This is a genomic window from Leisingera sp. XS_AS12, from assembly GCF_041224635.1.
Classification (GTDB): domain Bacteria; phylum Pseudomonadota; class Alphaproteobacteria; order Rhodobacterales; family Rhodobacteraceae; genus Leisingera.
In genome coordinates this window covers 36,300-55,948 of sequence record NZ_JBGFGM010000068.1, presented here as the reverse complement: position 1 = coordinate 55,948, position 19,649 = coordinate 36,300, and the positions used below count along the sequence as shown (strand labels likewise).

Genomic DNA, 19,649 nt, shown 5'->3' with positions numbered 1-19,649 from the left:
CTGCGCCCCTACGGATCCGGCTCAGAGGAACCGCGGAGCTCCTCAAGCAGATCCGGCCGTGCCAGCGCCAGCTGCTCTTCCAGCCAGGCGATGTAGTCTTCGCGCGGTCGCCCTTCCTCCAGGAAGCTGCGATACAGGCCTAGGGCCGCCTCTTCATTTAGGGGCGCCATATACTCCATCAGAACATCGACCCCGGGAAGGAAGTAGTCCTCTACGGGCTGGTATTCTTCAGCCTCCCGGGCCGTCAGGCGAACGATTAGCTGATCATCATCCCAGGCGACCGTTTCCAGGCTGCGGTTGTGGGCCTCGAACTCCGAGAAGTCGAGCGTCACCGCGACAGCGCCTTCACTGCCGCATGTCCGCAGCTTGCACACCCGCGCCCGCATGCCGGGCTGCGCATAGCTTTCGCACTGGGTGATCGGCCCCTTGAGCATCACGCAACGCCCCGCAAAGGGCAGCTGGAGCAGTCCGGCGTCGGCTTCTGCCGGCGTGCTCCCCAGGCGCGGCAGCTGCCGCAAAGCAGCGCCCGCCTTGGATATGATGCGAGGGTGTCGGGGAGAGGGCATCGGAGTTACATCTCCGGGCCGGCATCAACGCCGCAGGTCAAAGGTTCTGCCGCCCATTCTGGAGCAGCAACCAATCTGCGCAGCCCCCAGGAGTGCGGCTGCTCCAACGCCTCGTGGTTGGCATCCTTCAGGCTTTCTTCCAGATCCTCGATCTCTGAGCGGCTGGCATCATCCCAACCCAGATCACGCTCTACCCGCATTGCGATCACCTCATTGGAGGCGCAGTCGAAGACAAAATGGCAGTCGCGCTGGATCTCGTCGCCGTCCTCATCGAAGATGTGCGACCATGTCGTGCCGCCCTCCGGGTCCGTTGCAACGTATCCGGCCGCCTCCGTGCCAATCTTGGCTTTTTCAGCCCAATCCGGAACATCAGATGAGGTCCGCAGCCCGTGGGTCTCCGGGTCATCCAGGGCGTCATGATCGCCAAACAGAAGGCTGTCTTCCAAGCTTTCCGCTTCATCTGCGCTAGCGATCTCCCATTGGCTGTTCCGGAGGATCTGCATTGCGATCACCTCGCTCCGCTGAACATCGAACACGAAGTGGCATTCGCGCTTCGTATCCGGATCATCCTGCGACGCGGAACCGTGCTGCCAGGCATTTTGACATTCCGGGTCGGAAACTACGTATCGCACGTTCAAATCCTTTCGGTTGGTTGCTTAAAGCTCTGGAGAGAAAGCGGGCTCGTCTTGAAAGTCCCGCTCAGCACAAACCGCCTTGCGAAGCGCTTTTGTGCGTTCAAGCTCCAGGACATCCCGCTGCGCAGCAGGGTGATCCGGAGCGAATGCGGGGATGAAGCGGCTTGTCAGAATCTCGGCGATGTTCCCAGAAGCCAGGCTGGCCCCCAAGAGCTCCGTGCAGATCTTGCTTCCGGACTGCACTGCACCCAACCGATCGGCGATGTCCGGAAAACGGGAATGCTGCAGCGCCTCACCAATGGCGATGCGCAGATCATCATCGGAAAAATGGTCCATGGAGGGCACAGCCCGTTCATCGGATGTGCGCATCATTTGCAAGCCGTTGCGGGCGTAGACCCGGGCCACGAGTTCAGGGAGGTATTCGTAGACCAAGGCACTCTCCGGAACCTGGCCGCGGTGACGCGACAAGTCCGGCACGCCGGGCGCCTGCGCAAGACACTCACGGCGGACCTGACGGCAAATCGCAAGCAGCAGCGATGCGGCTTTGACATCCGAACCCTTACGGGCAACCTCTGTGGCTCGCTCCTTGAAGTCTTGTGTGTAAGTGACTTCCGTATTCCCGTTTCCGCTCATGAGCTCCTCCTTGGCTGCTCATGTGGATGATCGGGCACATCTGCGAAAAAAAGAAGTCAGCTTTGTTTTTGACCCTTGTCATTGCTTCCGAAACGTGCGTCCAAATATTCTGATAGCCCGCCGAAACGGCGAGCATTGATCTGCCAGGACGAGAAGTCATGGCGGATTGCCAGGGCGAGGAACAGAAAGAACACCGCACCGAGGCTGGCGCCGCTCAGCAGGGAAAGCAGACCGGTGCCGACGATCAAGGTATATAGGCCAAAGCCGATCGATGCGACTGAGGCGGCCGCAAAGATGAGCGCAATCCGGAAGTGCTGAATGTCCATACCCCTGATATGCGCCTCGGAAAGTTTGGACTCTGAGACGACCTGCGCAAAGCGCGCACGCCCTCCGTCCTGATAACGCCCGTGATAGCCCTTCATAAATTCAGACCTGTCAAATCGGGCCGGCTTCATGGCGTCCAGCGCCGCCGTGGTTGCTGAACGCACATTCCGGCGCGACAGTGCAATGAGCTCTGGCTTGCGGAACCTGTTCTTACCCCACGTCCCCACCCGGGACAGCAGGGGTTCTTTTGTCGGCTTCTCTTTTTTCATGGTGAATTACCTTCTGGAAATTTCGGCACACGGTCTCCGCAAAGCCTGCGGAGGGCGTCTGGTCAGGTCGCGGTTGGCAGCATTCCGGGAAGGATGGCTGGGACTGTGTAGTTGGGCTCCCAAGGCATCAGGAAAATCTCCGGGAGATCCTGTTGCAGCTCGCCGGAACCGCTACTGTCGATGTTCGCTGGGTCATAGCAGCCGCCAGCCGCAACGCGTTCCATCAGATGCCGTTGGTATTCTTCCGGGGTCCAGCCATGGGCAGCCGCGATATCAGGATCGAGGCCGGCAGGGGAGAACCCGGACTCAGCCCATTTCTGAAACCCGCCGCTACCCAGCATGTGCGAGGCTAGTGCGGCGCCGCCATCCGTCATTGGAATGCCATCGACCATCTGCCCCGGTTGGTAAGTGTTCTTGATATGGGAGAGGTTCCTGTTGGTGAATTCGGACAGCGCCTGATCCTGCGCTTCGGTGCTCGACATGAACTGATCGCGGCTGTAGATGCCGCCCTTCCCGGTCCAGACGATGCCTTCCCAGTTTCCGGCGCCGTTTGGCGGCTTTGCCTGCCCCGGCTCGATGTAGCCCAGGTCAACCAAGGTGCCGAACAGGAACTGGTAGGAGCCGGTCGCCGTGCTGCCGGGGTTGGTGGCATACTGATCGCCGCCGCCCTCAAAGCCAAGCACCGCCTCTCCGTAGTTGTTCGAAGGGCCGCACTCGCCACTGCCTGCCGTCGCCGAGTCCGCGCCGGCATATGCGGCCTTTGGAGTGAAGGCCGGATTCAGAGCGGCCGTCAGCACCAACGCAGCTGCAGGAATCGAAAGAATTATTGATTTTCGCATGGCTGCGCCCTCACTTCCTCATTTGATTTCGGCAACCTGAAGACCCGCCGGTACCACATTGACCACAACGGAGGAGCCATCTGCGCCCTGGAAGATCCGCGGGCTGTCTGTTGAGACACCGGACAGGATCAGGTCGTCATTCTGGTCGTAGATCAGGTAGGGCGTGCCCCACATGCCCACCTTGTAATGCAGCCCGCCGACCAGGAAGATCCGTTCCGCATGGCTGTCGCCATTCAGATCCAGCTCAAACTTGTCGAGGCGAAGCCTGGACGTCTCCTGGTATTGGGATGTCGATCCCACCAGGCGGTATTCATCGTCACTGGCCGCTGACGGACGCAGGCCCTCGAGCAGGTCGCCCCACATGTACATTGATGGACCGCCGCTATAGGCCCAGGTGATGCCATCCGCATTGACCACGGCGCCCGTGTCCACTGTGGGCTCGAAGGAAGCAGACTGAGCCATCCCTCCGCCCACTGCGCGCCAGCCGCTTTCGCCCTCAGCGAAGAGCTTCCATTCGCAGGCGCCCTGGTCGCACAGGCCGCCCAGATAGACGAGAGCTTCTGATCGGCCATTGCTGGACATGTCGAAATAGGTGATGTCGGTGATCTGATCCGCGCCGGGCATCTGATCGAGGATCTCAGCCAAACCTTCAGGGGGCGAAGACTCCGCCGCCTCAACCGCAGGGGCTGCAACCGTTAGGGCGAGCGCTGCCAAAGCGCGGACTGAGAAGAGGGGCATGTGAAAATCCTGATTTTTCCAGTTCAGCTCAGCTCGTGATGATATGCGAAAAAAAGAAGTCTAGCAATCCGCCCGGACCTCAGGGTGTGAATTCATAGCTGTCTTTCTGTGCCCGGTTCAGTTGCCAGATGGCATAGGGAACATCCGGGGGCAGCTCCTTGCCGCGCATCGGGTGCGCATAGCCCCGGCGAACCAGATACGGTCCAAGAGCATATGCCCGCTCCGTGTTGAAGTTCTGTCCGGGAGCGCCGGAAATGCTGACATTCGCAAGCAAGCGCCCGTAGCGGTCGACAATCCTGCCGCCATCCCCCTGTACCGGCTCCACGAACAGCGCGCGGCCGCTGCAGAGCGCTTTGACAAGCAAGGAGGCTTGCCGCCCCGGGCTGTTGGCATGCGGATCGATGCCAGCCTTGCGGAGGGTCTCATCAGATCCGCGGCGTTTTGGTTTCTCCGGCGTGTTCACCGAATACAACCGGATCCGGAAGGCTTCCTCCCGGCGCTCCCCGCGCGCAGCGGGCGGCGCCAGAACCTTGAAGGTGTCCCCGTCAATGACGCGGTAATCGCGCGGCCGAAGAAAGAATGCCTCCGACGGCCGTGCGGTCATTCCAGGTGTCAGCTTAGAAACCGGAAGATATGGAGGGATCTTCATCGCAGCCCCGTGCCTTCTCCGCTTCCGCGGACAATTCGCGCAGCAGCATGATGCCGGTGCGTGCATCCACTTCGGGGAAACCGTTTTCCTCATAGGCCGCCTGCTGGGGCGCATCGAGATTGTCAGGCGCGCCCATGATCCGCAGGTCGCCCAGGCAATCCAGAAGGTGAACCTGGCCAGCGCGCGCCATTTCCCGCAGGCCGAGAAGCCGGTCGGAATGGGTGTCAGCCTCGAGATAGAGGGAGACGCCTTGCGGTGTTTCCCGGAAAAATGCGGTCTCGCCGTCGATGTCCTGCTCGCTGAGGTTCAATCCAAGCCCGGGAAGTTTTGCCAGGTCCGCTACCGGCAGGACGGCAAAGAAGATGCTGGCTCCGGCAATCGACTTTCCGTCGTACCGCAGCATGACCGCATTCTCGCGATGCGTCATAAGCTGGTCCGGGAGTGGGACCGGGAAGCGATGCGCCCGGGCGATATCCCCTGATTTCCGCTGATACACTTTCCATCTCCGTGAAGTCTGTTCTGCTCAGAACCATATTCTTCCGGGACGATGAAAATCCCAAACGGATCAGGAGGTTTTTTCGGGAAAGTGCGCAGACGTGGCCCGTAATGGGGCCGGGAGAAGCGCAGATGCGAGACTTTTCCGGGTGCAAGGGGGGGACCTGGTGCGCGATCAGGCCGCAAGGCCTGAGCGCTTTCAAGTCTTTGCTGAGGTCAGCCGGGACCAGGCTTCCTGCTTGCCCTTGATCCAGTCTTCAACGCTGAGGCCAGATTCAATGACGTCCTGAACGCGGGGGCAACCGCAGTTGACGCCCGGCTGAACAATGCCGCCCAGGTGGGTAATGCCGGTTTGCGCAATTGAGATCTGCCTGGACAGCTCATGCTTGGGAGGCCGCGCCCTTCCGGCAAGCCCCTCCACGGTCGCAAGCGTGCATTCCGTCAGAAAGGCAAGCGCATCATCCGTCCCCCGGATGCGATCGCTGGTCAGCATGGTCATGGCGAGACCTCATGCAGCAGTTCCGCACGAAGGGCGGCGCCATCCTGCGTCAGCTGCCACTCCTTTTTCACCAGTTCGATCATCCCGGCCTTGCGCAGTTTCTGGACCAGCCTGTCCGCGGCACGCGTGTACGGGTACTTCACGCCGTCCGGAGCGGGAGAGATGCGGTTCAGTTCAGCTGCGAGCCCCGAGTAAGAGACCGTCTCCCCCGGCCGCAGCCAGCTGGTAAATGCGCGCTTTTGATTTTCTGCAGATGCATGCAACCCGTCTGCAGTCATGTCTCTAAAAATTGCGGACACAGCCTCTCCTTTCCTTACAGTGCCAGGCCGCGCGTGGTCTGAAATTCCTCGGCCGTCATGGGGCGGCGCTCACCAATTGGCTTCCCGGTCAGCTCCGCATCGGTGATCCACCATTTGGTCGACGGGTAAAGCGACACCTGCACCAGGTGGCAGCCGCGATCTGAAAAGCGCAGCCCGGTCTTGAAGCCGGACTTTTTTTCCGCGTCGCGGATGCGCGCCATAGCCTGTTTGTCCTTTAACGCTTCAGCATCCGCATATGTAAGCATGGTCGGATTTCCCTTTTTAGCGGCTCCAGTATATTTGAGAAAAACAATTACACAATAGGGATGATCCAGCAAGGAACCCTGATATCCACACAAATCATGGGCACAGGCAGTTTTGCGGTGGTATGCGAAAAACAAAGATGTGTTATGTTGGGGTGCGACGTTTGATGGAGGGCATCAATGATCTCAAGACGCGGATTCATCGGAAAGGTTGCGGCGGCTGCGGCCTGCAGTGCGCTGTCCGCAATCCCGGCTTTGGGTGCTGATCTTGATATCCCGGACCCTGTCCGGGACAACAGCCGCCTCGACCGGCTGGTTCCGCTCATCGAGCCGAGGCTCGACCTTTACAACCCGCATACGCGAGAGCGAAAGCGGGTCCTGTTTTTTGGGGCTACCGGTTACAACCGTGCTGGCATCCGGGAAATCAACTACCTGCTGCGCGACTGGCGCCAGGATGAAGTCGTTCAGATGGACGTCCGCCTCTACTGGGGGCTCGCGGCGATCCGCACCGCGGCCATGCGCGACGGGCTGAGCGGCGAGATCCAGGTGAATTCCGGGTTTCGCAGCAAGGCCACCAACGACTACCTGCGCAGCGAGGGCTACGGGGCCGCGGTAAACTCATTCCATCTCAAGGGCCGGGCGATTGATTTTGTGGTCAAGGGCGGGGATGTCGCCAACGTGGCCCGCTATGCGCAGTGGCTGGAAATCGGTGGAACCGGCCACTACCGCGGCCGGTTCGTTCACATCGATTCCGGGAAACCCCGTGTATGGTTCGGCTGATCCCGGATCAGCTGTTATAGGGCGAAGGCGGCGCCGGCTCGGTGCTCATCTCTCCGGGATGGGCGCTGTCGGCCTGCAATTGCTGACGGTTCCCGGTGCGCCTTCCGCCTGATTGGCTCGCGCGCAAGGCTTCCTCGAGAGGGAGCCGCATTTCTTCCGGGATCCGGCCGAACCAACTCAGCACCCGGTGGCGGGCCCGCTCACCCAGGGTTCCCGACGCATCTTCCCGGACGATATTGCCCGGGTTCTCCATGACGCGCTCGATCATCCGGCATGTTGCGGGATCCCAAACGGACCGGGGCGTCTTGCGCAGGGAGCGCATCCCCTGAGGGGAAGGCCGCGGGGGTGCGGGGAACGCCGCCTGTTCGATCTCGCCGCTGGAAGTCGCGGTCCGCAAATGACCGGCATAGGTCGACGGGCGTCCCAGCCCTTCCGAGGCCATCAGCTCCAGAAGCACGGATTCCATCGGCCAGCTCCGGACGCCGGTAATCAGGCTCCGGGTCCACGGGTAGTTGAAACCAACCTCCCGCTGCCAATCCAGGTCAGACAGCAGTTCCGCATCCTCAGGATCGATGCCGCTGACATTGTCCAGGCGCCAGCTTCCGGGTTCCAGATGGATTTCCCGGGCCGCCTCAAAGGCACGGCGCGACACAAGCGCAGCCATCAGTTCCTTGATGGCTGGCCGGGTCCATCCGCCCTCCGGCTGCCGGATCGGGCGCCTGATCATCTGGCGAAGCCGGTCTGAGTTCAGGGTCGACAGGGCCAGAACGGGGTGCAGCGCCTCATGCGTATCCCCCGTCACCACATCACCATCAGGCGTGATACGCCCCTCATTCCCCAATACATCCGCTTCGAGGCCGCTGAGGCCGCAGGAGAAGCCCAGCATGACCACCTTGGAGGCGCTTGCCGGGGATATCGTTCTGCTGTCGGTGCGCGGATATGAGATGATCCCGTCCTGATATGCATCCTGCAGTCCGCGCATGGCCAGAGCCGAGCTGATCCCGTGGTGACGGGATGCATAGGCCAGCGCATCTGCCGTGTTGAACGGCCTGACCGTGCCAACGCGCGGGGCAACCGCGGCGCTCAGGGACTGCAACGGGCGTACGGTTCCGGGAACGAGAAGGCCGGAATGACGCCGGGCCAGCTCCATAAGCCGCCGTATTCGCTTGCCGTCTTCCTGGCCGGTCAGTGCGATCCGCGCCATGAAGGGGCGCCCGCCCATGGCGGAACGGGCCTGAAAGGTGATCTCTCCGGTTTCCGGGCGCGCTTTGAGGCGTGCCGGAGCCCGATTGAGCAGCAGCGTGGCGCCAAGAACGGCTGAACGCACCCTGCCAACCGGAACGCCGGCCAGGCGTGAGAAGGTCGAGCCAATCCAGCGGTCCGTCACCGCACGCGCCCGCCCGTGAACCGCGTCGGCCACGATCTTACGGCCCGAGATCCGGGTGGCAGAAGCCAAGGCAGCTCTCACCCCTTCACGGGTTATTGGGCCGGGTCGTACCCGGACCATGCGGCTCGCCCGCTTGGGGAAGTGAGACAGGATGATTTCGACAACGTCATATGCGATCACGTCCCCCTCGACATCATTGTCCATCGCAATGACAATCGGGCAGCTTTCCGGAACCCGGGAAACAGCATCGATAATGCTCTTCACCTTCTCAGGATCCGGACGCCGTCCGGGGTCGAGCAGTTTCCCTTTACGGATATCGATCCCAAGCGGGAGTAGCCGTTTAGGGAAATGACAAACATGGCCGCCCGTCGCAATGACGTGGGACGGCATGCGTATTGCCTCCATAATCCGGGTCCAGGCCTGGGCCTTCCCGTGTGCTTCGATGATGATCAGGGCCTGCATTTCACGCTCACATTTTACCCTAGAGTCTGCCGAGATAATGCGAAAAAGCAAAGATATTTCTTCGTGAGGCGTCGACCCTACGCACAAAAAAGGCCCCGATTAGATCGGGGCCTTTCTCGTTGCGCCTTGCGCACTTACTGGAGCGCATCTTCGAGCGTCTGCACTCGTTCGTCCAGCTCCTGGATCGCCGCCAGCATGGGCGAGATGATCTGGAGGTAGTCGACCGCCTTGGTGCCGGCCGCATTGGTGCGAACCGCGGTGGGCATGACGGCCTCGATCTCCTGGGCGATCACACCGTAGGCCTGTTCCCCGGTCGCCTTCCAAGAGTAAGTGACCGGGTTCAGATCGCGAACGATCTTCATGCCATCAGCAGCCTGAACCGTCTCGATGTCCTTCTTCAGGTTGCGATCCGAGAAGTAGTAGTAGGCGCTCGAGTAGAAGGCCGTGGCATAGAGGTGGCCATCGTAGTTCAGGCGGGTACTGCGAGATGGGTTGCTATTCCCGCCATAGAACTGACCATTGGCTTTCGCGTTGCCGTTGTACTTCATGACCCCAGCAGAGCTGTCGGATGCCCCCTTGCGGCGATGATTGGAGGCAAGCGCGATGCTCGGGTTGCCGTTCACGCCGTTGCCATTGCTGACGTCGATGCCAAAGCCCCCACCGATGGTACGTGTCGCAACAACATCCCCGCTGCGCTTGACGATGATCCCGGTGTTGCTTCCGGAAAGCCCCTGGAGGGCCGCCAGCATGGATGTCGGCGTGATGGTCCGGTTCGCAGTCAAGTTGCCACCGCCGGTCAATCCCGGTCCGGTGTTGATCCTGCGTCCGGGGCGTACGTACCGCGCATCACCCCATGTCGTATCGAAGCTGAACTCTTGGCCCGACTTCGTGAGCCCGGTGCCCGCTGTGAAAGCCCCAACAGCTCCATCAACATATCGCTTGTTGGTTGCTTGGTTGGGACCACCCGGATCCGGGACAAGAACCGAGCCGATGAACTTCTTGGATCCATCGATGGTTTCATTGCCGGTGAGGTTGACGAAGCGACCATCGCCCCAACCCACATCAAACGCGATGGTGCGGTTGCCGGCCAGGTTTCCGCCGCCCGTAAGCCCCACGCCGGCCGAGATTGTACGGCCACGCATAGCATACCGCCCATCACCATATCCGGTGTCAAAGCTGAAGGTCGTTCCGCTCAACCGCAAGCCTGTGCCCGACGTATACGTCGTGCCGGGCGCCGAAGCAGCTTTCGCATCAACGTAGGATTTGGTTGCAGCATCTGAACTGCTGATCGGGTTGGCGAGCCCGCCCAGTGTGCCGTTGATACGGAAGACGAAGTTCCGAGAGTTGCTGCCACTTTGCAGCCTGACATAGAGCGGTTTGTTTTGACCATCAGGTGAAATACCGGTCAGGAAGTGACCTGAGCTTCCACCATGGAACGTCATGTACTGGGCGGCATCCCGCCCGAAGCGAATATTCCCACCAGGAGAGTTGCTGTTGCGGAAGCTGCGCAGCTCGCCAGTGAAGGTCTTCACGCCGCTGAGCGACTGATTTCCGCTCGTGCGTACAACTGTGCTATCAACGCTCAGGGTGCGGTTCGCCGTCAGGTTCCCGCCGCCCACCAGACCGGAGCCGGTGTTGATCGTGCGCCAACGCACCGCATAGCGGGCATCACCCCAGGTCGTGTCAAAGTTGAACGTGGTGCCAGCCAATGTGAGCCCGGTACCTGCAGAATAGGTCGTTCCCTTGGCGGCCGCGGCAGCTGCGTCAACATAGGATTTATTGGCAGCCTGGTTGCCAGCGGTCGGCGCGTTGACGATCACCGGGCCGGTGAAAGTCTTGGTGCCGGAAATGGTTTCATTGCCCGCGTTGTTCACAAAGCGGTTGTCACCCCAAGCCAGGTCGAACGAGATGGTCCGGTTGGCCGCAAGCGTACCGCCACCCGTCAGGCCGGTGCCCGCTGCCACTTGGCGCGTGCGCAACGCGTAACGGTTGTCGCCCCAGGAGATGTCGAAGGAGATCGTGCGATTGCCAGCAAGTGACCCACCGCCAGTCAAACCTGTCCCAGCAATCACCTGCCGCGAGCGCAGTGCGTATCGGCCATCGCCCCAGCTTGTGTCGAAGGAGATCGTGCGGTTTTGGGAGAGGTCGCCACCACCGTTCAAGCCTGTACCGGTATCAATTCGGATCGCCTTGAGATCATCAACGTCATCCTGGGTCGATTTCACCGACGCATCGACATAGGACTTGCTGGCCGCATCCTGCGGGTCTACCGGATCGAGAAGATCCTCGATCTTGAAACCGCCCATGTCCAGGTTTCGGGTCGCACTGTGATTGCCCAGATGGTCCCCGTTCGCCGTGACATAGGTCTGCAGGAAGCTGTAGTTGACCGCATCAGCACCGTTGACAGGAGCGGCCACATTGATGACCCGCCGGTTCGACATGTTCAGGTTCTGGGTCGCGATATGGTTGCCGAGATCGTCCCCCGCCCCGGCCACAGCCGTGTCAACATAAGCACGGTTCACAGCGTGCGTCGGTCCTGAAGGGGCTGGTACCTGGAAGATGCCGAACCCGTTCATGTTGATGGCCTGAGTGGCCACATGGTTTCCGAGGTTGTCGCCATTCGCAGACACATAGGTCTGCAGGTACTTGAGGCTGATCGCATCAAGCGGATTGGTAGGGTCCGCCAGGTTGAAGATGGAATAGCCATCCATGTTCAGATCCCGCGTCGCGATGTGCGAGCCCAGGTTATCCCCCGACCCGTTCGTCGACGTGTATGCGTCAAAGGACGGGTTGTTCAGAGAGTTCACGTCAGACCCGTCAGAGCGACCGCTCGCAATCGCTGGTTGCGCCAGAACAGCGGCCAGGGCCGTCGAAGCCACGAGGGAGATTTTTATCTTCCGTTTCATTGCCCTTCTCCGGGTTGCTGAAAAATATCCTGTCTCGCATATTAGAAAGGTCTGCGAAAAACCCAAACCTTTTATTATCCACAAGAGTCGCTCTTGGAAAAACATTAGGTGCCATTTGGGCTTGCATGGGGTGCCGCCCAAGCACGTCTAGGTTGCTGAAAAGTGTGTTAAAACAGTAATTTACGTTGTTAAGCGCCTGGATTGCAGGTGTGAGGCTGTTCCTTGCCAAATTCATGAAAAATATGATGGTGGACCGGTTATCCCCACAAACTAGCATTTGTGGCATTTGTGGCATTTGTGTTTTCATCTGCCCAGCGTAGCTTCGCATGATATGTGAAAAAGATAATCGGAGTCCGAAAATGCGGCTGACCCATGAACAACAGGATATTCAGGACTATTCCGCCGGAATGGGCCCCTCGGATAACCTGAAGGTGATCGCTTTCGCGGGCGCTGGTAAAACCACGACGCTGAAAGCTGTCGCAAGCGCACGAAAGAACCGCGGTGTCTACCTCGCGTTCAACAAATCGATCGCAGATGAGGCAAAGCGCAAACTCGCAATGACAAAGTGCTCGGCCTCAACGATGCACAGCCTCGCTTTCGGAGCCCTTCGGGATGTCATTGGAAAGCCGGTCACCATCAATGCGCGCTCCATTCGCGAGGCTGGCATCATGTCCCGGTTCCACATTCCGAATGTCGAAGGATGGAACAATTACCGAATTGCCTCGGCCGTCGGCCGCACCCTTTCCGCCTTCTGTAATTCCTCACATGAGGAGTTCGATATCAGCCATGCCGAAGAGGCGTTGATTAGCTCCCTTGGTGATCCGGACATGATCCGTGACCCCCGCAAGCGCGACCAGGCACGTGATGCGATGCATCGGTTGGCGACACCGCTCATGAACATGGCCGAGGCGCTGTGGACCCATCACCTGGAGAAGCAGGAAATGAGCCACGACATGTACCTCAAGGTTCTCGACTTGGATGCCGACCTGCGTGGCGCAGCGTTTTCCAGCTTCCGCTACCTGATGGTCGATGAAGCCCAGGACATCAACCCAGTGCAACGCTCGATCATCACCAAAACGGGCCTTCCGATCATCGCTGTGGGCGACCCGTACCAGCAGATCTACTCGTGGCGCGGGGCGGAAAACGCGCTGGACCTACTGCCTGGCGAAACCAAGTACCTCACCCAGTCCTTCCGCTTCGGAGAAGACATCGCAGAAATCGCACGGCACATTCTCAACACCCGGCCGGACGGCGGGCCGGAGCAGCGCCTTATCGGCGCCGGCTCCGGAAACATCACCGGGCATGAGGGAGCCAAGATCGCCATCGTGTGCCGCACAAACCTAGGCATGATCGACGAGGCGCTGAACTGCATGCGAAAAGGGATGAGCCTTCATGTCGACAACATGCAGGGCCTTCTGCAGGACGTGCGCTCGGCCCAGGCTCTGTACGAGGGCCGCCCGGATAAAGTTCAGTCTGCCGATCTCAAGCAGTACGACACCTGGGATGAACTGCGCATGGAAGCGGAGGAGGCGGACCAGTCCCTGATGAAGCTGGTCAACCTCGTCGAGGGGGAGATGGTCCCGCAGATCGAGGCGCTGTCCAGCCATCAGCGCAAGGACCAGGGCGAAGCGGCCGTGATGATTTGCACCGCGCACCGCTCCAAGGGCCTTGAGTGGCCAGCTGTACAGCTCGGCGCCGACTGGAAAGATGTCGGGGCGATGGGCAAGCGGTACCGCAAAGCGGTCTCACAATCCGAGAAGCACAAGACGCTCGCACTCGAAGAGTGGAATGCGCTTTATGTGGCCGCGACCCGCTCAATCCTGCGTCTGCGTGGACATGAGCGCATCTGCTTCCCGGAGCCGGATCTGGAAGATGAGTATGAGCCGATGGCCGCGGTCGAGGAGCGTCGCAGAACAATGACGATCGAGGATGGGGAGGAGATCCGCTTTCCGCAGTAGGACGGACTTTTGAAGCCGCTTTGGAGCCGCCCTTTACGGGCGGCTTTGTCATATGCGAAGGCGATTACTCGATCCCAATCGCAATCCGCGCGCATTCGCTTCTGAGTAGCCGCTTGTCTCCACGTTCCAGGAACTGGCTGTTGAGATCGCCTTCCTCATGCGCCTTGTCGATGTGATGCTTTGTCAGTTTGCCTTCGGACAAGAGATCTTCCGCGATACTCGACCAGAAGTCGTAGACTTCTTCAGCTTCATCCTCCGTCCAGCGAACGGCATCCGAGTATTGGCAGCTGGTCGAAAGCATGTAGTTTGCGACCGCGTTCTCGTACGATACAGCTACATCCCCAAACGCATTGAAGTGCAAATAGGCGGCGCGGAACATGTCCCGCCGATTGTATTCATTGAGCTTCGCAGGGCTATAAACCTCTCCGACTGCCAAGCCCTCAAGCATCTTCTCTGCGAGTTCCCTGGCTTCATCAGCAAGGGCGGGGCACTCTTTGGCGAAATAGGTCCCGCTTTCAGCTGCGGTCATTCCGTCAAAAAAAACGTCAAGCGACTGCCCCGCGTGCGTGAAGGCACCGCCGCATACTCCCCGGACATTGGGGACCGAGTCGCATGCATCATCAATCGCATGGCTTATGCGCCTTGAGGCGCGCCTCTCAGAGGGGCGCCCAATGTGCTCTGGGCAAAAGTGCATCTTTTCGATCATGGACGTAAGCCGCAAGATTTTCGCCCAATGCTTCTCAGGTACGCCTTGCGGACGCGCTACAGGGGTAAGGGTATTCTGTATTTGGGCAGGAAGGTTCGGCCCGGTCCGCATCACATGCTGACAATAAGGCTTATCAGAAGTTGCTGCGCGGCGGCGCCCCTCATCCAAATGAATCTGACATACGGTGGCATTTGAATTGAACGAGGCCGCGCATAGCTGCTCGGCCGATTTCACATGGGTCTGGTAGATCTGAAGTCTCTCGCTTTGATCAACCTCCTGAACCCCAGCACACGCCTCAAGCGTCTGCATGTTGTACCCAAGACTGTGCATGTGCTTGACAACTCGCGGTACCCATTCAGAACTTGATGCTGTGCTGGCCAACGCTGAAATGGCGATCGCAATAAGGGTATGTTTGACCATTGGATAAAATCCGTGTGTGGAAAAGCTTGAAAGTTGAGGTTGAGACCGGTGAACTCTCAACACCAATGGTTGATACCCCGGGCTAGTCAACAAGTGGTGTATTCCACACCTGCACCAATCATACACGATAAAGGAAGCGAGAGGGCTACATGCCCCCTCGCTTCCTTTACTTTACCAGCTTATGAGTGCCGCACGCTAATCTCAGGGTGCGCTCGCCGTGATGAGCTGCTCAATAACGCTGACCGCCAGAGGAAAGTTGACCGCAAGCACGCCGGCAATGATAAAGGTCATTCCCGGACCGAACGTCTTGGGGCCGCCCCCGCCGCCAATCGCAGTATCGCGCAGGAGCATCAGGCCGCGCATGACGCCGATCAGCCCAACAAACTGCACGACCGTGACAATGCCAACGATCATCGATCTGCCCGCGGTATCCGCCTCAAACAAGCCCACGGTCGACGGGGCATAGGCAAAGATGGAGGCGGCGTCATGAGCCTCTTCAGCAAAGATCGTTTGCGCGATCGTAGAGGTCAGGCCGGGCAGGGCGATAAAGCAGACGCCGATAATGAAAGACCAGGCCGGAGAGGCCCAGGATCCGGCGTTGCGGCCCATCTCGCTGCGCTTGGAAGCCGCCTTGATGGACATCATCACGATCACGATGCCCGTGATCCAGGACAGCACATACAGCAGGCCGGTCAGGCCGCCGCCGCCCGGTGAGATCGCAGCAACAAGGTTTTCGATGATCTTAAGGAGATCGACCATTGGAGGGCTCCGGCTTCACTTTTCGCATTAAGGTCGAAGGGGCAGCTGCAGCCGCCCCGTAAGTATCATCCCGGGATCAGGACCGACTTGTTTTCCATGACGACAACCTTGCCGCCCTCCGAGGTGGGCATGATCTGCAGAACATAGCCGTAACCTTCGACAAAATCGCCGACCTTCACATCAGATGGGACATGCGCTTTCGTGCCGGGTGCCGGAATTCCGCCCGGCGACTTCACATAGACCGTGTCCGAACCCGGGACGCCCGCGGCGGCAGTGGCGGCGCCTGATTTGGCGGTGCTGCCGTTAATGGCGACCCGCGCAATGAGGCCCAGATCACGCGCCATTCCCTCGAGGCGCTCGTTCAGATCCGTGATCGAACGTTCCACAGCAACCCGGTCAGCAGGATCTGCGGTTTCCATCGCGGCGGTCCGGCGGGACAGGTCGACGATCAGGTTTTCGGCCATGTCGACCTTTTCCTTCACCCGCAGGAACTCGGCGAGAACCTCGTTCTGGCCAAGCGCCAGGGTTTCCGCGCGCTGCGCCTTTGCCTCAGCCAGGGCGAGCTGTTCCTGCAGCGAGACGATTGCAGCATCGCGCTCCACGACCTCGGCCGACAGGGTTTCGACCGTTTCGAACATCAGGTCGATGGCGTTGCGGACCTCTGCGATTTCATCCTTTTTCGCATAGTCCGCCAGGACGTCCTCGTTCAGCACAGGCGCCGCCGGTGCGGGCTCAGCTTCCTCGCTGGGCAGGTCCAGGAACAACGCATCCAGATCGCCTTCGGCCGCACTGGCCAGATCTTCGGTCAGGTCATTCAGGTTGCTTGCCGCTTCACTTGCGGGAGCCTGTTCGCCCTCAATAGCGCCCGGTGCCGCGATCTCTTCAAGCATCAGCTCCGAAAGATCGCCGTTGTCGACAGGCAGTTCTGCCTCAGGCAGCGTGACCGGATCCGGGGCCCCGGAGTCCACAGCAGCCGCGTTCTCCTGGTCATCCGTCTTCGACGTGCCACCCTCTGACTGAACATCTTCTGCCGGAACAGCCGTGCCCGCCGGGAGAATGGTCCGCTCAGCCTGAACCTGAACCGGTTGCGGGGCGGGCAGCTGTGCCTGGGTGGCGCTCGATGCTGCGGGGGCGGAGAGCCTGTTCAGAGCCAGGTATCCGCCGGATGCAGCAATCACGAGGGCAACAGCGCCTGTTGCGAACATCAGAAGTCCGCGCTTGCTTTTGGGTTCAGCGGCGGGAGCCGGAGCATCCTGCTGCCCCGCATCGGCTGCGGACGGCACCTGCGCAGGAGCGGTCTCCTCGGCAGTATCCGGTGTGCCGGCATCAAACCAGCTGTCGTCGACCGCCTCGCTCCGAGCGGCGTCAGGTTCCATGCCATCCATGATACCGGAAGTGTTGTTCTCTTTTTCGCTCACGCCCGATGGTCCTTCTTCAACAGCGGGGGCCGCCACGGCCTCAGCGGCGTCATCCTGATACCCGTCACGGTAATCATCGACGGGCGTTTCATAGGATGCATAATCGGTCTGTTCAGGCTCTGTGAAAACCTCCACATCCGAGAAATCCACATCTTTGACCGGGGTGTCATCGGACGATCCCTCGTCCGGATCAACGCTCCAGGGCTGGAGGTCATCGCCATCATCAGCGAGCGTGGACACCGCGCTCTCCGACGTTGAGGTGTCATCCTGCCAGGCCGAACCGGGCACGCTGGTGCCATCTGCGGTGTCGGCCCAGTCCGGACGCGGCATGTCATCCATCGACAGCCAGTCATCATCCGATCCGGTGACTTCGGTTTCCGCTGGCGCGGCACCGGTGTCCTGGATGGCATCGCTCAGCGCCGCATCCAGCTCATCAATGTCGACAGCACCGTCTTCGGCTTCCGGCAGCGCGTCATCCAGATCATCAATCCAGTTTTCCGCCGGATCGGCTTCGCTCTGCATTTCATCGCCGGAGACGATCTCCGTAGCGGGCTGCACGCCGATCAGGCTGGAAAGGCTCTGATCTTCTGCTTCGGACACCTCGGTGGTTGCCACATTGAGGACGTCATGCCGCGGCGCGGGCTCTTCCTCTGCGGAGCCGTCCTGCGCTGCAGGCTCCGCCTCCGCTTCGTCTTCGCCGGACAGATCATCCAGCGCATCGGAGCCATCCAGCTCATCATGCAGGTAGGACAGATCATCCATCGCCTCATCTTCGGCGTCCGCATGTGCCAGAGCGGTATCCGAAGCCGCGCTGTTCTGCTGCAGCTCATCATCGCCGGGGATGGTGAATTCCTGGAAATCAGGTTCGGCATAGGCCGTATCCTGGGCGCCGGAGATGGCGTCATCGGCGAAGGGCGCCATCAGGTCATCACCTTCCGGGAAGACATCGCCCAGAAGATCGTCACCCCCATCCTCATCAGCCAGGCCGCCGATCACAACGGCATCCTCTTCAGCATCGAGATCCGCATCATCCGCCGCGGGCAGCGGTGCGGCCGGCGCTTCGGGCGCAACGGCAGATGTGCCGCCGCCCATGCTGATGGGGCCCGCATCCTCGTCGTCATCAAAGATGGTCGACATATTGGAGAGATGCGTCAGACGCTCCTCGAATTTGCCCAGGTCGGACGTCGCCTGGTCGATAGCCTTGCCGTCGAGCAGCTCGTGGTTGCGTGCCTGGACTTCTTCAGCATTTGCGCTGCCTGCCAGAACGATGCCGGTTTCGGTGTCAGACTGGATTTGAGCGGTGGATGCGCTTTTCTTGCTCATCTTTTCCCCCGATGATGCTCTGGTGATTATTGGACAAGCTTCTCGACGGGATCGATAAAGATGATCCCGATCGGGTAGCCGTTTCGCAGAATGATTTTCGGACCCTTCGGCGCATTCGCCAGGATGTCCGAGGAAATGGCGCTCGCAGCATTCGCCGCACCGGCGTACATGCTTTGCTTGGCGCTGGCGGACCCTGTGGCAACGGTAGCGTTGTCACCCGTTCCGATCACGGTCTGCGCGGTTTGCGCTCGGCTCTGGGCATAGCCGCTGATGAAGGTCGCGGCGATAAGCGGACCATAGCGCGACACGTACCGGCGCTCCACATCGCTTGCCACGGCGGTTTCCGCGGTGGCGCCATCAACCGCGAAGGCATTCACGGGATAGACCGTGCCGTCCTTGGTGGTCATGTTGGTGAAGCTGACAACCATCCGGTCTGCCGTCTTGTCAGCCGTAAAGCTGCCGGTCAGGCGGGCGCCTTTAAAATCACCGGAGACGATTTCCGCAAGCACCGGCGAGTTCATGTCTGAAGAGACATTGGTCAGCGTTTCAGCATAGAGGACATCGCCAGGCCGCAGGATCATCTCAGCCGCACCACCGCCTGCCGCGCCGCCATCTGCAGGCTGCGCCGCGGCACCGGAGCCGGTGCCATTTGCGTCTGATCCATCGTTCGGGATCGACACTTCGCCCTGAGCCATCCCGGAGGTGGCAAAAGTCTTGGCAACCGTTTTCATCTGGTTCGACATCAGTGCGACATACGGGTTCTCCTGCTCGTCAGCTGCACCCGGGGCCATCACGGGCTGGGGCTGCTGCTTCACTGCGACGGGCACCCGCCGGCGTTCCGCAACCTGCGGCGCCGGTTCCGGACGAGGCAGCACACGGCGTTCGGTCACAACGGGACGCTTCACCTCCGGTTTCGGCTCAGGCTTTTCTTCCTCGACCGCGATATCCTCGATTTGCACCGGCTCATCGACAGGCTTCAGGATGCCCTCGGGGGTGGGAACGGATGTCACGCCCAGCTCTGCGGCGCGCTGCGCCCGGCGATCATTCAGCTCCTGCAGGCTCTGCTGATATTCAGGGCTATCCTGCTGGACGGAACCGCCCGGCGTGGAATCCAGGCTGGCCGCGCGGGGCGTCTTGCTGGGCTCGACCTGCTTTTGCGTGTTGTAGAAGATCCCGCAACCAATCGCGACCATTGCCACGACCGAAATGCTTGCCAGCTTCAGAGACGGCGGCAGCCCTTTCTTGTGACGCACGGGCGCCGGATCTTCCATGACCTCAACCTCGGGGATGTGGTCCAGTTCGTTGGGATTGTCAGTCATTG

The 19,649-nt window shown here is 60.2% G+C and carries 19 protein-coding genes; 2 read left to right on the top strand and 17 right to left on the bottom strand.

Annotation, left to right across the window (positions count from 1 at the left end):
* Nucleotides 1-8 precede the first annotated feature (8 nt).
* The 11 genes from AB9K35_RS04225 to AB9K35_RS04175 all read right to left on the bottom strand — a co-directional run bounded on the left by AB9K35_RS04225 (nt 9) and on the right by AB9K35_RS04175 (nt 6,167).
* A complete protein-coding gene (locus AB9K35_RS04225) occupies nt 9-518 on the bottom strand; it encodes a hypothetical protein (RefSeq protein WP_369924652.1) in 510 nt (169 codons plus the stop codon).
* Between the two features lie 53 nt (nt 519-571).
* Entirely contained in the window at nt 572-1,198 is a 627-nt protein-coding gene (locus tag AB9K35_RS04220; RefSeq protein ID WP_369924651.1) for a hypothetical protein, read from the bottom strand.
* Nucleotides 1,199-1,222: 24 nt separating this feature from the next.
* Nucleotides 1,223-1,834, bottom strand: a complete 612-nt coding sequence (locus AB9K35_RS04215) for a hypothetical protein (RefSeq protein ID WP_369924650.1) — start codon at nt 1,832-1,834, stop codon at nt 1,223-1,225.
* Nucleotides 1,835-1,890: 56 nt separating this feature from the next.
* On the bottom strand, nt 1,891-2,427 hold the full coding sequence (locus AB9K35_RS04210) for a hypothetical protein (RefSeq protein WP_369924649.1): 537 nt from the start codon (nt 2,425-2,427) through the stop codon (nt 1,891-1,893).
* Between the two features lie 62 nt (nt 2,428-2,489).
* Nucleotides 2,490-3,266, bottom strand: coding sequence for a hypothetical protein (locus AB9K35_RS04205; protein ID WP_369924648.1), 777 nt, complete (start codon nt 3,264-3,266; stop codon nt 2,490-2,492).
* An 18-nt stretch (nt 3,267-3,284) separates the two neighbouring features.
* Nucleotides 3,285-4,004 (bottom strand): hypothetical protein, encoded by a 720-nt coding sequence (locus AB9K35_RS04200; RefSeq protein ID WP_369924647.1) that lies wholly within the window; start codon nt 4,002-4,004, stop codon nt 3,285-3,287.
* A gap of 79 nt (nt 4,005-4,083) precedes the next feature.
* The gene (locus AB9K35_RS04195; RefSeq protein WP_369924646.1) at nt 4,084-4,608 is read right to left on the bottom strand and encodes a thermonuclease family protein; all 525 of its coding nucleotides are present in this window, start codon (nt 4,606-4,608) and stop codon (nt 4,084-4,086) included.
* 13 nt (nt 4,609-4,621) lie between these two features.
* Nucleotides 4,622-5,080 carry a hypothetical protein gene (locus AB9K35_RS04190; RefSeq protein ID WP_369924645.1) on the bottom strand — a complete coding sequence of 153 codons (459 nt, stop codon included), beginning with the start codon at nt 5,078-5,080 and terminating at the stop codon, nt 4,622-4,624.
* 267 nt (nt 5,081-5,347) lie between these two features.
* Nucleotides 5,348-5,647, bottom strand: a complete 300-nt coding sequence (locus tag AB9K35_RS04185) for a hypothetical protein (RefSeq protein WP_369924644.1) — start codon at nt 5,645-5,647, stop codon at nt 5,348-5,350.
* Complete coding sequence (locus AB9K35_RS04180) at nt 5,644-5,946, bottom strand: hypothetical protein (protein ID WP_369924643.1); 303 nt, start codon at nt 5,944-5,946, stop codon at nt 5,644-5,646. Before AB9K35_RS04180 ends, AB9K35_RS04185 begins: the two co-directional genes overlap by 4 nt.
* A 14-nt stretch (nt 5,947-5,960) precedes the next feature.
* Entirely contained in the window at nt 5,961-6,167 is a 207-nt protein-coding gene (locus AB9K35_RS04175) for a hypothetical protein (protein WP_369924642.1), read from the bottom strand.
* Between the two features lie 222 nt (nt 6,168-6,389).
* On the opposite strand from AB9K35_RS04175, the gene AB9K35_RS04170 reads away from it, so the two are divergent.
* Nucleotides 6,390-6,989: a YcbK family protein gene (locus AB9K35_RS04170; RefSeq protein WP_369924641.1), complete on the top strand. Its 600-nt coding sequence runs from the start codon at nt 6,390-6,392 to the stop codon at nt 6,987-6,989.
* A gap of 7 nt (nt 6,990-6,996) precedes the next feature.
* On the opposite strand, the gene AB9K35_RS04165 is transcribed toward AB9K35_RS04170, so the two are convergent.
* Complete coding sequence (locus tag AB9K35_RS04165; RefSeq protein ID WP_369924640.1) at nt 6,997-8,640, bottom strand: DNA topoisomerase; 1,644 nt, start codon at nt 8,638-8,640, stop codon at nt 6,997-6,999.
* 332 nt (nt 8,641-8,972) lie between these two features.
* Nucleotides 8,973-11,744, bottom strand: a complete 2,772-nt coding sequence (locus AB9K35_RS04160; protein WP_369924639.1) for a tail fiber domain-containing protein — start codon at nt 11,742-11,744, stop codon at nt 8,973-8,975.
* 359 nt (nt 11,745-12,103) lie between these two features.
* Here AB9K35_RS04160 and AB9K35_RS04155 point away from each other — a divergent pair, with 359 nt between their 5' ends.
* Nucleotides 12,104-13,702 carry a UvrD-helicase domain-containing protein gene (locus tag AB9K35_RS04155; protein ID WP_369924638.1) on the top strand — a complete coding sequence of 533 codons (1,599 nt, stop codon included), beginning with the start codon at nt 12,104-12,106 and terminating at the stop codon, nt 13,700-13,702.
* 64 nt (nt 13,703-13,766) lie between these two features.
* Here the strand turns inward: AB9K35_RS04155 and AB9K35_RS04150 are convergent, their stop codons facing one another.
* The 4 genes from AB9K35_RS04150 to AB9K35_RS04135 all read right to left on the bottom strand — a co-directional run bounded on the left by AB9K35_RS04150 (nt 13,767) and on the right by AB9K35_RS04135 (nt 19,647).
* The gene (locus AB9K35_RS04150) at nt 13,767-14,828 is read right to left on the bottom strand and encodes a hypothetical protein (RefSeq protein ID WP_369924637.1); all 1,062 of its coding nucleotides are present in this window, start codon (nt 14,826-14,828) and stop codon (nt 13,767-13,769) included.
* Between the two features lie 201 nt (nt 14,829-15,029).
* Nucleotides 15,030-15,587, bottom strand: a complete 558-nt coding sequence (locus tag AB9K35_RS04145) for a hypothetical protein (protein WP_369924636.1) — start codon at nt 15,585-15,587, stop codon at nt 15,030-15,032.
* Nucleotides 15,588-15,652: 65 nt separating this feature from the next.
* The gene (locus AB9K35_RS04140; protein ID WP_369924635.1) at nt 15,653-18,328 is read right to left on the bottom strand and encodes a hypothetical protein; all 2,676 of its coding nucleotides are present in this window, start codon (nt 18,326-18,328) and stop codon (nt 15,653-15,655) included.
* A gap of 26 nt (nt 18,329-18,354) precedes the next feature.
* Nucleotides 18,355-19,647, bottom strand: a complete 1,293-nt coding sequence (locus AB9K35_RS04135; RefSeq protein WP_369924634.1) for a DotG/IcmE/VirB10 family protein — start codon at nt 19,645-19,647, stop codon at nt 18,355-18,357.
* Nucleotides 19,648-19,649 lie beyond the last annotated feature (2 nt).